Origin of the sequence: Streptomyces sp. NPDC102437 (assembly GCF_044765565.1) — a bacterium.
GTDB lineage: Bacteria > Actinomycetota > Actinomycetes > Streptomycetales > Streptomycetaceae > Streptomyces.
Window position 1 is genome coordinate 57,129 of record NZ_JBIWKI010000008.1, and the last position, 13,614, is coordinate 70,742.

The 13,614-nt window shown below is 68.9% G+C and carries 10 protein-coding genes; 7 read left to right on the forward strand and 3 right to left on the reverse strand.

The annotated features are described in order from the left end of the window. Window positions 1-35: 35 nt before the first annotated feature. From metH to ACIRJP_RS12505, 3 genes are all read left to right on the forward strand, one after another. Window positions 36-3,548: a methionine synthase gene (gene metH, locus ACIRJP_RS12495; RefSeq protein WP_404171866.1), complete on the forward strand. Its 3,513-nt coding sequence runs from the start codon at window positions 36-38 to the stop codon at window positions 3,546-3,548. Window positions 3,549-3,668: 120 nt separating this feature from the next. Next, window positions 3,669-4,370 (forward strand): HAD family hydrolase, encoded by a 702-nt coding sequence (locus ACIRJP_RS12500; RefSeq protein ID WP_404171869.1) that lies wholly within the window; start codon window positions 3,669-3,671, stop codon window positions 4,368-4,370. Window positions 4,371-4,735: 365 nt separating this feature from the next. Further along, complete coding sequence (locus ACIRJP_RS12505) at window positions 4,736-6,337, forward strand: ABC transporter substrate-binding protein (protein ID WP_404171872.1); 1,602 nt, start codon at window positions 4,736-4,738, stop codon at window positions 6,335-6,337. 48 nt (window positions 6,338-6,385) lie between these two features. On the opposite strand, the gene ACIRJP_RS12510 is transcribed toward ACIRJP_RS12505, so the two are convergent. Together ACIRJP_RS12510 and ACIRJP_RS12515 are read right to left on the reverse strand one after the other, a co-directional pair. After that, window positions 6,386-7,057 (reverse strand): response regulator transcription factor, encoded by a 672-nt coding sequence (locus ACIRJP_RS12510; protein ID WP_266736078.1) that lies wholly within the window; start codon window positions 7,055-7,057, stop codon window positions 6,386-6,388. Window positions 7,058-7,067: 10 nt separating this feature from the next. Beyond that, complete coding sequence (locus tag ACIRJP_RS12515; RefSeq protein WP_404172280.1) at window positions 7,068-7,913, reverse strand: RecB family exonuclease; 846 nt, start codon at window positions 7,911-7,913, stop codon at window positions 7,068-7,070. 171 nt (window positions 7,914-8,084) lie between these two features. Between ACIRJP_RS12515 and ACIRJP_RS12520 the strand changes: the two genes are divergently transcribed. The 3 genes from ACIRJP_RS12520 to ACIRJP_RS12530 all read left to right on the forward strand — a co-directional run bounded on the left by ACIRJP_RS12520 (window position 8,085) and on the right by ACIRJP_RS12530 (window position 11,131). After that, window positions 8,085-9,335: a site-2 protease family protein gene (locus tag ACIRJP_RS12520; protein WP_404171875.1), complete on the forward strand. Its 1,251-nt coding sequence runs from the start codon at window positions 8,085-8,087 to the stop codon at window positions 9,333-9,335. 61 nt (window positions 9,336-9,396) lie between these two features. Further along, window positions 9,397-10,305 (forward strand): tRNA (adenine-N1)-methyltransferase, encoded by a 909-nt coding sequence (locus ACIRJP_RS12525; protein WP_351252494.1) that lies wholly within the window; start codon window positions 9,397-9,399, stop codon window positions 10,303-10,305. A 247-nt stretch (window positions 10,306-10,552) separates the two neighbouring features. After that, a complete protein-coding gene (locus ACIRJP_RS12530) occupies window positions 10,553-11,131 on the forward strand; it encodes a hypothetical protein (protein WP_351252623.1) in 579 nt (192 codons plus the stop codon). Between the two features lie 57 nt (window positions 11,132-11,188). On the opposite strand, the gene ACIRJP_RS12535 is transcribed toward ACIRJP_RS12530, so the two are convergent. After that, window positions 11,189-11,500, reverse strand: a complete 312-nt coding sequence (locus tag ACIRJP_RS12535; RefSeq protein WP_404171878.1) for a ferredoxin — start codon at window positions 11,498-11,500, stop codon at window positions 11,189-11,191. A gap of 242 nt (window positions 11,501-11,742) precedes the next feature. Between ACIRJP_RS12535 and arc the strand changes: the two genes are divergently transcribed. Further along, window positions 11,743-13,509 carry a proteasome ATPase gene (gene arc / locus ACIRJP_RS12540; protein WP_404171881.1) on the forward strand — a complete coding sequence of 589 codons (1,767 nt, stop codon included), beginning with the start codon at window positions 11,743-11,745 and terminating at the stop codon, window positions 13,507-13,509. Window positions 13,510-13,614 lie beyond the last annotated feature (105 nt).

Consider the following 13,614-nt stretch of genomic DNA (forward strand, 5'->3'; position numbering starts at 1 on the left):
AAGCCGACAGCCGTCGCATCCCAGGGAGTACATCCATGGCCCCGTCGCCGACCCCTTCCGCCGACAGCCGGAACCGAGCCGAAGCCCTCCGCGAGGCGCTCGCCACCCGCGTGGTGGTGGCCGACGGTGCCATGGGCACCATGCTCCAGGCACAGGACCCGACCCTTGAGGACTTCCAGAACCTCGAAGGGTGCAACGAGATCCTGAACGTCACCCGCCCGGACATCGTGCGTTCGGTGCACGAGGAGTACTTCGCCGCCGGCGTCGACTGCGTCGAGACGAACACCTTCGGCGCGAATCTCGCGGCGCTGGGCGAGTACGACATTCCCGAGCGGGTCTTCGAGCTCTCGGAGTCCGGTGCGCGGATCGCCCGCGAGGTCGCCGACGAGTTCACCGCGTCGACGGGGCAGCAGCGGTGGGTGCTGGGCTCGATGGGCCCCGGTACGAAGCTGCCGACGCTGGGCCACGCCCCGTACACCAAGCTCCGCGACGCCTACCAGCAGAACGCCGAGGGCATGATCGCGGGCGGCGCCGACGCCCTCCTGGTCGAGACGACCCAGGACCTGCTCCAGACCAAGGCCTCCGTCATCGGTGCCCGCCGTGCCCTGGAGGCCACCGGGGCCAACCTTCCCGTGATCTGCTCCGTCACCGTCGAGACGACGGGCACCATGCTGCTCGGCTCCGAGATCGGCGCGGCGCTCACCGCCCTGGAACCGCTCGGCATCGACCTCATCGGCCTGAACTGCGCCACCGGCCCCGCCGAGATGAGCGAGCACCTGCGCTACCTCGCCCGGCACTCCCGCATCCCGCTGTCCTGCATGCCCAACGCCGGTCTCCCCGTGCTCGGCAAGGACGGCGCGCACTACCCGCTGTCCCCGTCCGAGCTCGCCGACGCCCAGGAGACCTTCGTCCGGGAGTACGGCCTCTCGCTGGTCGGCGGCTGCTGCGGCACGACTCCGGAGCACCTGCGCCAGGTCGTCGAGCGGGTCCGCGGCGTGGCCGTCACCCCCCGTACCCCGCACCCCGAGCCGGGCGCCGCCTCCCTCTACCAGACGGTCCCGTTCCGCCAGGACACCTCGTACCTCGCGATCGGTGAGCGTACGAACGCCAACGGGTCGAAGAAGTTCCGCGAGGCCATGCTCGAAGCCCGCTGGGACGACTGCGTGGAGATGGCCCGCGACCAGATCCGCGAGGGCGCGCACATGCTCGACCTCTGCGTCGACTACGTGGGCCGCGACGGGGTGGCGGACATGGAGGAGCTGGCCGGACGCTTCGCGACCGCGTCCACCCTCCCGGTCGTGCTGGACTCCACGGAACTGCCCGTGCTGCGGGCCGGTCTGGAGAAGCTGGGCGGGCGTGCCGTTCTGAACTCGGTGAACTACGAGGACGGTGACGGTCCGGAGTCCCGGTTCGCCAAGGTCACGGCGCTGGCCGTGGAGCACGGTGCCGCACTGATCGCGCTGACGATCGACGAGGAGGGCCAGGCCCGCACCGTCGAGCACAAGGTCGCCGTCGCCGAGCGGCTGATCGCGGACCTCACCGGCAACTGGGGCATCCAGGAGTCGGACATCCTCATCGACACCCTGACCTTCACCATCTGCACGGGACAGGAGGAGTCGCGGGGCGACGGCATCGCCACGATCGGGGCGATCCGTGAGCTGAAGAAGCGCCACCCCGACGTGCAGACCACCCTGGGTCTGTCGAACATCTCCTTCGGTCTCAACCCGGCCGCCCGGGTCGTGCTGAACTCGGTCTTCCTGGACGAGTGCGTCAAGGCCGGCCTCGATTCCGCGATCGTGCATGCCTCGAAGATCCTGCCCATCGCCCGACTGGAGGAGGAGCAGGTCAAGGTCGCGCTCGACCTGATCCACGACCGCCGCGCCGAGGGCTACGACCCGCTCCAGAAGCTCATGGAGCTGTTCGAGGGGGTCAGCACGAAGTCGATGAAGGCGGGCAAGGCCGAGGAACTGCTGGCCCTGCCGCTGGACGAGCGGCTCCAGCGCCGCATCATCGACGGCGAGAAGAACGGCCTGGAGGCCGACCTCGACGAGGCGCTCACCACCACGCCCGCCCTGGACATCGTGAACAACACCCTCCTGGAGGGCATGAAGGTCGTCGGTGAGCTGTTCGGTTCCGGGCAGATGCAGCTGCCGTTCGTGCTGCAGTCCGCCGAGGTGATGAAGACCGCGGTGGCCTATCTCGAACCGCACATGGAGAAGTCGGACGCCGAGGGCAAGGGCACCATCGTCCTGGCCACGGTCCGCGGCGACGTCCATGACATCGGCAAGAACCTCGTCGACATCATCCTGTCCAACAACGGCTACAACGTCGTCAACCTCGGGATCAAGCAGCCCGTCTCCGCGATCCTGGAGGCAGCCGAGGAACACCGAGCCGACGTCATCGGCATGTCCGGCCTCCTGGTCAAGTCGACCGTGATCATGAAGGAGAACCTCCAGGAGCTGAACCAGCGCAAGCTGGCCGCCGACTTCCCCGTCATCCTCGGCGGCGCGGCCCTGACCCGCGCCTATGTCGAGCAGGACCTCCACGAGATCTACGAGGGCGAGGTCCGCTACGCCCGCGACGCGTTCGAGGGGCTGCGGCTGATGGACGCGCTGATCGCGGTCAAGCGCGGGGTCCCGGGCGCGGTCCTGCCCGAGCTCAAGCAGCGCCGGGTGCCCAAGCGCGACACCGCGGTCCTGGAGGTCGACGAGCCGCAGGAGGGCGTGCGCTCCGACGTCGCGGTCGACAACCCCGTCCCCACCCCGCCGTTCTGGGGCACGCGCGTCGTCAAGGGCATCCAGCTCAAGGAGTACGCCTCCTGGCTCGACGAGGGTGCCCTCTTCAAGGGCCAGTGGGGGCTCAAGCAGGCCCGCACCGGCGACGGACCCACGTACGAGGAGCTGGTGGAGACCGAGGGCCGCCCGCACCTGCGCGGCTGGCTCGACAAGCTCCACACCGAGAACCTCCTGGAAGCGGCCGTGGTCCACGGCTACTTCCCGTGCGTGTCCAAGGGCGACGACCTGATCCTGCTCCACGAGGACGGTTCGGAGCGGACCCGCTTCACCTTCCCCCGCCAGCGCCGCGGCCGCCGCCTGTGCCTCGCGGACTTCTTCCGCCCCGAGGAGTCCGGCGAAACCGATGTGATCGGCCTCCAGGTCGTCACCGTCGGCTCGAAGATCGGCGCCGAGACCGCGAAGCTCTTCGAGGCCAACTCCTACCGCGACTACCTCGAACTCCACGGCCTGTCCGTCCAGCTCGCCGAGGCACTCGCCGAGTACTGGCACGCCCGGGTCCGCGCCGAGCTGGGCTTCGGCGGCGAGGACCCGACCGACGTCGAGGACATGTTCGCCCTGAAGTACCGGGGCGCGCGCTTCTCCCTCGGCTACGGGGCCTGCCCCGACCTGGAGGACCGCGCGAAGATCGCTGAGCTGCTCCAGCCGGAGCGGATCGGGGTGCATCTCTCGGAGGAGTTCCAGCTGCATCCGGAGCAGTCCACCGACGCGATCGTCATCCACCACCCTGAGGCGAAGTACTTCAACGCGCGGTAAGACGCCGTTCAACGCGCGGTAGCACGACAAGTCGTACACTTGTCGGCCCAGTGCAGGCCGGTCGCCCTTCCCACGGGAAATGGCGACCGGCCTTCTCGTCCCTTACGGAAGGTGTGCCGGATGACCAGCACCGTCCCCGCGTCCCTGACCCGCACGGCCGAAGGCGCCGCGCTCCAGGCCGTCCTCCTCGACATGGACGGCACCCTCGTCGACACCGAGGGGTTCTGGTGGGACGCGGAGGTGGAGGTATTCGCCGAGCTCGGGCACCAGCTCGACGAAGCCTGGCGGGACGTGGTGGTCGGCGGGCCGATGACCCGCAGTGCCGGCTACCTCATGGACGTCACCGGTGCGGACATCACCCTCGACGAGCTGACCGTGCTGCTCAACGACCGCTTCGAGGAGCGCATCGGCCGCGGTGTACCGCTGATGCCCGGCGCGGCCCGGCTGCTGGCCGAACTGGTCAGGCACGACATTCCCACGGCCCTGGTCTCCGCCTCGCACCGGCGGATCATCGACCGGGTACTGGAGTCGGTGGGCCGTCACCACTTCGCCCTCACCGTCGCGGGCGACGAGGTCTCCCGTACGAAGCCGCACCCGGAGCCGTACCTCTTCGCCGCTTCCGGCTTCGGCGCGGATCCCGAGTACTGCGCGGTCATCGAGGACACCGCGACGGGTGTCGCGGCCGCCGAGGCGGCGGGCTGCCTGGTGGTCGCCGTACCGTCCGTCGCCCCCATCGCCCCCGCGTCCGGCCGGGTGGTCGTACGTTCGCTCGAAGAAGTCGACCTCGCCTTCCTCCGGGGCCTGGTCACGGGAAAGCGTTGATCCGCATACCGAGAGTATTTCTGTGAATGAACAGAAAAGCTCTCGGCGGCGGATGGTGCATTTTCTGTCGTCCGCATGTGGGCAAGCCGTTGATCGAATAGTGGATTCGAACGGTCCCGGGCGTGAGCTTTCTCACCGAAAAAGCGGTCCGGAGGCTTTTCAAGATCCCTCGGCGTGTCTGTTTTGGGACACTTGGGTGTCCGGGTTCATCCTGATATCTGCGGAACATTTCTGGTGCGGAGAATGGGCTCGCCGTTAATTCCCCTCACCATCCGATTCCGCGCCGGTAGTTCTCCGGTCCGGCATTGCCGACGGTGCCTACTAATGTCGCTTTCTCCATGCCCGGATGAGGGAGAACGTCCAAGATGAACCGCAAGACTCTGGTGCTGCCGGCCGTTGTCGGCCTGCTCGCGCCCGTACTCGCCGCCTGCGGCGCGTCGGGTGACGGGGGCGATGGCAAGGACGCCGTCGTCGTCGGCGCCACGGACCGGTTCGTCGCCTCCAAGGACAACCCCGCGCCGCTCGATCCCGCCATCGGCTACGAAGCCGGCGTGTGGAACGTGCTCCGGCAGACCGTGCAGACCCTGATGCATGTTCCGCGCGGCGGCGGCCTGCCGGTGCCCGAAGCGGCCGAGAGCTGCGCCTTCACGGACACCCAGAACGAGAGCTACCGCTGCAGACTGCGCAGCGGCCTGGAGTTCGCCGACGGCAAGCCGGTCACCGCCGACGACGTGAAGTACTCCCTGGACCGGGTCGTCGGCATCCACGCCTCCAATGGGCCGGTCGCCCTGCTCGACAACATCGACATGGTCGAGACGAAGGGCGAACGGGAGGTCGTCTTCCACCTGCGCACACCGGACGCCACGTTCCCGTACAAGCTCGCCACCCCCGTCGCCGGGATCGTGCCGCGGAGCGCGTACCCGGCGAAGTCCGCACGGACCGGGTTCCGGGTGGACGGCTCCGGCCCGTACACCATGAAGGCGGAAGTTCGGCACAACAAGGCCATCAAGATCCACTTCACCAGGAACCCCCGCTACAAGGGGGACCTGAAGGTGCGCAACGACAAGGTCGAGCTGGACCTCTTCCCCGACGCGGCCGCGATGGGGAAGGCGTTCGACAGCAGGAAGATCGACATGATGGCCCACACCATGACGCCGGCCCAGGCCCAGGAGCTGCTGGAGAAGCCCGAGAGCGGCGTCAAGCTCACCGAGATGCCCGGCCTCGCCATCCACTATCTCGGCTTCGACACCAAGGACCCGGCCGTCAAGGACAAGGCGGTCCGTCAGGCCATGGCCCAGGTCATCGACCGGGGCGAGATCGCGGGCAAGGTCTACGGCACCACGGCCGAGCCGCTGTACTCGCTGATCCCCTCCAGCATCGCCGGGCACACCAACTCGTTCTACAACAAGTACGGCGAGCCCAGCACCGCGAAGGCCGCGGCGATCCTGCGCTCGGCGGGCATCCACACTCCGGTGAAGCTCACCCTGCACTACACGACCGACCACTTCGGCGTCGGCACCGCCGCCGAGTTCCGGGCCCTGAAGAAGCAGTTCAACGACACCGGGCTGTTCGACGTCACCGTCAAGGGCACCCCCTGGGAGAAATTCCGCCCCGCCCAGGTCCGCGGCGACTACGCCGTCTACGGCATGGGCTGGTTCCCCGACTTCCCGGACCCCGACAACTTCACGGCGCCGTTCCTCGACCGGAACAACTTCCTCAACTCGCCCTACAAGTCGGCCCTGGCGCAGAAGACGCTCATCCCGCAGTCCCGCCGCGAGACCGACCGCAGCGCCGCGGCCAAGACCTTCCAGCGGCTCCAGGACGTCGTCGCCACCGACGTACCCGTACTGCCGATCTGGCAGGGCAAGCAGTATGTCGCCTCCCGCGAGGGCCTCACCGGCGTCGAATGGGCGGTCAACGCCTCCGCCGACCTCCAGCTGTGGGAGCTGGCGGAAGACCCGCGCTGAGCCAGGAGGTGCCCCGGACCCGTCAGGCCGGGGCGCCCGCCGCTCAGGTCACTGGGCGCCGGGGCGGACCAGGCCGCTCTCGTACGCGTACACCGCGGCCTGCACCCGGTCGCGCAGCCCGAGCTTGGTCAGCACATGGCCGACATGCGTCTTGACCGTCGTCTCGCTGACGAACAGATCCGCGGCGATCTCCGCGTTCGACAGGCCGCGGGCCACCAGCTTCAGCACCTCGACCTCGCGGTCGGTCAGCGTGTGCAGGGTGTCGGGCAACGGTTCCTCGCCGGACGGCAGATGGTCCGCGTACTTGTCGAGGAGCCTGCGCGTGATGCTCGGGGCGAGCATCGCCTCGCCCGCCGCGACCACCCGGATGGCCTGCACCAGCTCATTGGCCGGGGCGTCCTTCAGCAGGAAGCCGCTGGCACCGGCGCGCAGCGCCTCCACCACGTACTCGTCGAGATCGAACGTGGTCAGCACCAGCACCTTCGCCGGGCCGTCGCGGCCCGGTCCGGTGATCTGGCGGGTCGCCTCGACACCGTCCATCCGCGGCATCCGGATGTCCATCAGCACCACATCGGGCTGCAACGCCCGCACCTGGTCGAGAGCCTGGAGACCGTCACCGGCCTCACCCACCACCGCGAGATCGCCCTCCGCCTCCAGGATCATACGGAAGCCGGTGCGCAGCAGGGGTTGGTCGTCGACCAGTAGGACGCGGATAGCCACAGGGTCTCCTTCAGGGTCCTTCGGGGGCCACAGGCCGGCCGGCCTCAGCTCGGACCGGATCCATTCTGCCCTGCACATCCTGCTCCGCCCCGGCCGGGCGGGTCGTCAACGGATAGACCGGGGGAGTGCCACCGAATTCGGGACAGACCGGCCGGTGGTCGCACCAGCCGCAGAGCTTCGTCGGCCGGGGCCGCCACTCGCCCGTCTCCGTGGCCAGCCGGATCGCGTCCCACAGCGCCAGCAGCTTGCGCTCCACCCGCTCCAGGTCGGCCACCACCGGGTCGTACGTCAGGATGTCCCCGCTGCCGAGGTAGACCAGCTGGAGCCGGCGCGGCACCACACCCTTCAGCCGCCAGATCACCAGGGCGTAGAACTTCATCTGGAAGAGCGCGCCCTCCGCGTACTCCGGGCGCGGCGCCTTCCCCGTCTTGTAGTCGACGATCCGGACCTCGCCCGTCGGCGCCACGTCGATCCGGTCGATCACCCCGCGCAGCCGCAGCCCCGACTCCAGCTCCGTCTCGACGAACAGCTCCCGCTCGGCGGGCTCCAGCCGCGTCGGATCCTCCAGCGAGAACCACCGCTCCACCAGGCTCTCCGCCTCCGAGAGCCAGCGGGCCAGCCGCTCGCCCCCGGCGTCCTCGGCGAACAGCTCCGACAGCTCCGGCCTGGACTCCAGCAGCCGGTCCCACTGGGCGGGGATCAGCGCCGTGGCCCGGCCCGCCGTGCGCTCCACCGCGGGGTTGTCGAACAGCCGCTCCAGCACCGCATGGACCAGCGTGCCCCGGGTAGCCGCCTCGCTGGGCTTCTCCGGCAGTTTGTCGATGACCCGGAAGCGGTACAGCAGCGGACACTGCATGAAATCGCTCGCCCGCGACGGAGACAGGGACGAAGGCGGCTGAGCGGGCCGCGGCAGGGAGGTCATGTCGAAGACCCTACGGCCCGCCACTGACAGCGGGCGGCATACCATCGACCACACAGCCTCGAACACTGAATGATCGTGCCGTAGGGCACCGACCGAAGGGACCCCGTGGACGAGAGCGGCGACAGCGGGCGGCCGCAGCCCGGTACAGGGGGAACAACCCCCGGACCCGGCCCCGACAAGGGCGAACCGCAGCGCCCCGAAGAGCCCGGAGGCGGCCTTCTCATGGGCCGCCCCTTCGGCGTGCCCGTGTACGTCGCGCCCAGCTGGTTCCTCGTGGCCGCGCTGATCACCTGGGTCTTCGGCGGCCAGCTCGAACGGGTGCTGCCCGAGCTCGGTTCGGCGCGCTATCTGGTCTCGCTCTTCTTCGCGATCGCCTTCTACGCCTCCGTGCTCGTCCACGAACTGGCCCACACCGTCGTGGCACTGCGCTACAAGCTGCCGGTGCGCCGCATCCAGCTCCAGTTCTTCGGCGGAGTCTCCGAGATCGAGAAGGAGTCCGAGACCCCGGGCCGCGAATTCCTGCTCGCCTTCGTCGGACCGCTGCTCTCCCTGGTGCTCGCGGGCCTCTTCTACATCGGGATGATGTTCGTCGAGCCCGGCACCGTGCCCGGTGTCCTGCTCGCCGGCCTGATGATCTCCAACCTCCTGGTGGCCGCCTTCAACCTCCTGCCGGGACTCCCGCTGGACGGCGGACGCATGCTCCGCGCCGTCGTCTGGAAGGTCACCGGAAAGCCGATGAGCGGCACCGTCGCCGCCGCCTGGGTCGGCCGCGCCCTCGCCGTCATCACCCTGATCGGCCTGCCGCTGCTCACCCACACCGGGACCTTCGGCAACGACCCCGGCGACCTCAGCAGCATGGACACCATCACCGACGCGCTGCTCGCCGCCATCCTCGCCGCGATCATCTGGACCGGGGCGGGCAACAGCCTGCGCATGGCCCGCCTGCGCGAACACCTCCCCGAACTGCGCGCCCGCACCCTCACGAGGCGCGCCGTCCCGGTGGAGTCCGCCACCCCGCTCTCCGAGGCCCTGCGCCGGGCCAACGAAGCCGGCGCCCGCGCCCTCGTCGTCGTCGACGGCCACGGCGAACCGAAGGGCATCGTCCGGGAGACGGCCATCGTGGGCGTGCCGGAACACCGCCGCCCCTGGGTCGCCGTCAGCGGTCTCGCCCAGGACCTCACCGAAGGCATGAAGGTCTCCGCCGAGCTGTCCGGCGAAGCCCTCCTGGACCGGCTCAAGGCCAGCCCGGCCACCGAGTACCTCGTCCTGGAGGAGACCGGCGAGATCTACGGCGTCCTCTCCACCGCAGACGTCGAACGCGCGTTCGTCGCCGCTCTGGCCAGGCCCACCGCCTGACCCGCCGCCCACGCCCCGGGCTCGCGGTCGGAGCCCGGGGAATCACCGGTACGCTGGTCACATGTCTGAACCGACCGGTGCCGCCCGCCGACGCGGGCCCTTCAAGGTCGGGGACCAGGTCCAGCTCACCGATCCCAAGGGACGCCACTACACCTTCACGCTCGAAGCCGGAAAGAACTTCCACACCCACAAGGGTTCTTTCCCGCACGACGAGCTGATCGGTGCCCCCGAGGGCAGTGTTGTCCGAACCACGGGAAACGTCGCCTATCTCGCGCTGCGCCCCCTGCTCCCCGACTACGTCCTGTCCATGCCCCGCGGCGCCGCCGTGGTCTACCCCAAGGACGCGGGGCAGATCCTGGCCTTCGCCGACATCTTCCCCGGCGCCCGCGTCGTGGAGGCCGGCGTCGGCTCCGGCTCGCTCTCCACCTTCCTGCTGCGCGCCATCGGCGACCAGGGCATGCTGCACTCCTACGAGCGCCGCGAGGACTTCGCCGAGATCGCCCAGCAGAACGTGGAACGCTACTTCGGCGAACCGCACCCGGCCTGGCAGCTCACCGTCGGCGACCTCCAGGACAACCTCTCGGACACCGACGTCGACCGTGTCGTCCTCGACATGCTCGCCCCCTGGGAGTGCCTGGAGGCCGTCTCCAAGGCGCTGGTGCCCGGCGGCATCCTCTGCGCGTACGTCGCCACCACCACCCAGCTCGCGCGGACCGTCGAGTCCATCCGTGAGATCGGCTGCTTCGCCGAGCCGCAGCCCTGGGAATCGATGATCCGCAACTGGCACGTCGAGGGCCTGGCCGTCCGCCCGGACCACCGCATGATCGGCCACACCGGCTTCCTCGTCACCGCCCGCCGCCTGGCCGACGGTGTGGAGGCCCCACTGCGCCGCCGCCGCCCCGCCAAGGGCGCCTACGGCGAGGACTACGACGGTCCCGGCAGCCAGAGCGGCGGCTCCTCCCGCGGCTGACCCGCGCAACGCACCGGCGCCGCCGTCGAGTTCCCGGACCGACCCGGGAACTCGACGGCGGCGCCCTTTCGTTGCCGGTTGGAGGACACCGTCCTCGAACGCGCCGTAATACGTGCCGACCCCACCGTTCCGCCGTTCTGTGAGGTGTGGCACGATGCTGGCCACCCCATGCCGCCGCGGCAGCCCCACCGGTGGCGCCGCCCACCCGGGCGTCCTCGATCCACAGGAACCACAGGAGACATCCCGCGTGCAGCCCTCCGAGCTCCCGGACCTCGCGCACACCGACACCAAGCCGCTGCACTGGCTCGCCACGGCGGCGGCCATGGCCGCAGTGGTCGCGGCCGCCGGCCTACTCCAGCCGGACCCCTCGGCCTCGGCCTCCACCCCCCACCGCACCACGGCGCAGCACGGCACCACGACAGTCACCGCCCCCGACCCGGCGCAGGCGGACTTCCCCCTGGAATGCGGCGGACTGGAGAACACCGTGGCCAAGCAGGCCACCGGCGACCTCGACGGTGACGGCCGGCCCGAGACGGTCGCGGTGGTCCACTGCGCGGCCGGCTCCGGCACCCCGCCCAGCGGGGTCTACGTCCTCACACGCGGAAGCGGGGCCGCACCGCGGGTCGTGGCGACCCTGGTGGACCCTGCTCAGGCGATGAGCATCAGCGATTTCGCGGTGCGTGACGGAATCATTTCGGCCACCCTGCTCGGCTACTCCTCCGACGAGGTGGCGCGCTGCTGCCCCGACCAGCAGGAGCGGGTCACCTGGCAGTGGAAGGGCGGTGCGTTCGTCCGCGCCACCCAGGCCGCCCCCGGCAACGCCTGACCGGTCACCGCGCCTGACTGGTCACCCGCGCGTGACCGGGGACCCGCGATCGCCGGGTCAGGCGGCCTCGGGGCCGTACACCTCGACGCTGTCCGAGACGCGCCGGACGTGGATGCAGTCCCCCGGGCACTCCTTGGCCGAATCGACCACGTCCTGGAGGAGCGGCAGGGGAACGCGCGTCGTAGCGCCCGGGTCCTGCAGCAGCTCGTCGTCGGCGCTCTTCACATAGGCCAGACCGTCGATGTCCAGCTCGAACACCTCGGGTGCGTACTGGACGCAGATACCGTCGCCCGTGCAGAGGTCCTGGTCGATCCAGACTTCCAGGTCCTGCGCGTCGCCACCGATGGGAGCGTCCTGCTGCACGGTCATTTCTCCTGCCGTTCCCTGCGTTATCCGAACCAAAAGAAGCCAGCCCTGACGGGTGTTGAACGGTTCGACGATACAACCGGCAGCTTTCCGATGTTGAAGGGTGGGTATTCCCCTGACACGAGGGGGAACGCAAGGGTGAAGATCGGACACGCCCCGCAGTCTTTGTGATCTAGGGGTTTCAATCATCACCCACCCAGGTAGGGTCAGGAAGCGTCCAGCTCCCCTTGGAGGAGGTGAGGACCGTGGCAGCCCACGACGACGACATCAACCGCGGCATCCGGCCCGGGCGGGGGTCCGAAGACCCAGCCGGCCAGGTCGCCTATCTCGAGCAGGAAATCGCCGTCCTGCGACGTAAGCTCGCCGACTCTCCGCGCCATACGAGGATTCTCGAAGAGCGGATCGTCGAGTTGCAGACCAACCTGGCAGGCGTGTCCGCACAGAACGAGCGGCTCGCCAACACACTGCGCGAGGCCCGCGACCAGATCGTGGCCCTCAAGGAAGAAGTCGACCGGCTCGCACAGCCGCCGGCCGGTTTCGGTGTGTTTCTTCAGGGCAATGAGGACGGCACCTGCGACATCTTCACCGGAGGCCGAAAGCTCCGGGTGAACGTCAGCCCCAGTGTCGAGATCGACGACCTCCGGCGCGGCCAGGAAGTCATGCTCAACGAAGCGCTCAACGTGGTCGACGCCATGGAATTCGAGCGGGCCGGGGACATCGTCACCCTCAAGGAGATCCTTGAGGACGGCGAGCGGGCCCTGGTCATCGGGCACACCGACGAGGAACGGGTGGTGAGGCTCGCCGAGCCGCTGCTGGACATCACCGTCCGCCCCGGCGACGCCCTCCTGCTCGAACCCAGGTCCGGCTACGTCTACGAAGTGGTCCCCAAGAGCGAGGTCGAAGAACTCGTCCTCGAAGAGGTACCGGACATCGACTACGACAAGATCGGCGGCCTGGGCGACCAGATCGAACTGATCCGGGACGCGGTCGAACTCCCCTACCTCCACCCCGACCTCTTCAAGGAACACGAACTGCGTCCGCCGAAGGGCATCCTGCTCTACGGTCCCCCCGGCTGCGGCAAGACGCTCATCGCCAAGGCCGTCGCCAACTCCCTTGCCAAGAAGGTCGCCGAGGTCACCGGCCAGCCGGCGGGCAAGAGCTACTTCCTCAACATCAAGGGTCCGGAGCTCCTCAACAAGTACGTCGGCGAGACCGAGCGGCACATCCGCCTGGTCTTCCAGCGTGCCCGTGAGAAGGCGAGCGAGGGTACCCCCGTCATCGTCTTCTTCGACGAGATGGAGTCGCTCTTCCGTACCCGCGGATCCGGTGTCAGCTCGGACGTGGAGAACACCATCGTCCCCCAGCTGCTCGCCGAGATCGACGGCGTCGAGGGCCTGGAGAACGTCATCGTCATCGGCGCCTCCAACCGCGAGGACATGATCGACCCCGCGATCCTGCGACCCGGCCGCCTCGATGTGAAGATCAAGATCGAGCGCCCGGACGCGGAGGCCGCGAAGGACATCTTCGCGAAGTACCTCACGCCTTCGCTGCCGCTGCACGCCGACGACCTCGCGGAGCACACCGGCTCCAAGGAAGCCGCCGCGCACGCCATGATCCAGTCGGTCGTCGAGCGGATGTACACCGAATCCGAGGAGAACCGCTTCCTCGAGGTCACGTACGCCAACGGCGACAAGGAAGTCCTGTACTTCAAGGACTTCAACTCCGGCGCGATGATCCAGAACATCGTCGACCGGGCCAAGAAGATGGCCATCAAGGCCTTCCTCGACCAGGGCCAGAAGGGCCTTCGCGTCTCCCATCTCCTCCAGGCGTGCGTGGACGAGTTCAAGGAGAACGAGGACCTGCCGAACACCACCAACCCGGACGACTGGGCCAGGATCTCCGGCAAGAAGGGCGAGCGGATCGTCTTCATCCGCACGCTCGTCACCGGAAAGCAGGGCGCGGACACCGGTCGCTCCATCGACACGGTGGCGAACACCGGTCAGTACCTGTAGAACGCAGTCAGGCTGCGGATGCCCGGCCGGGCATCCGCAGCCGGTTGCTTTCGGACCCGATCGCGCGACACCGCAGCAATGACGTAATTGATCTCCCCACCAGCA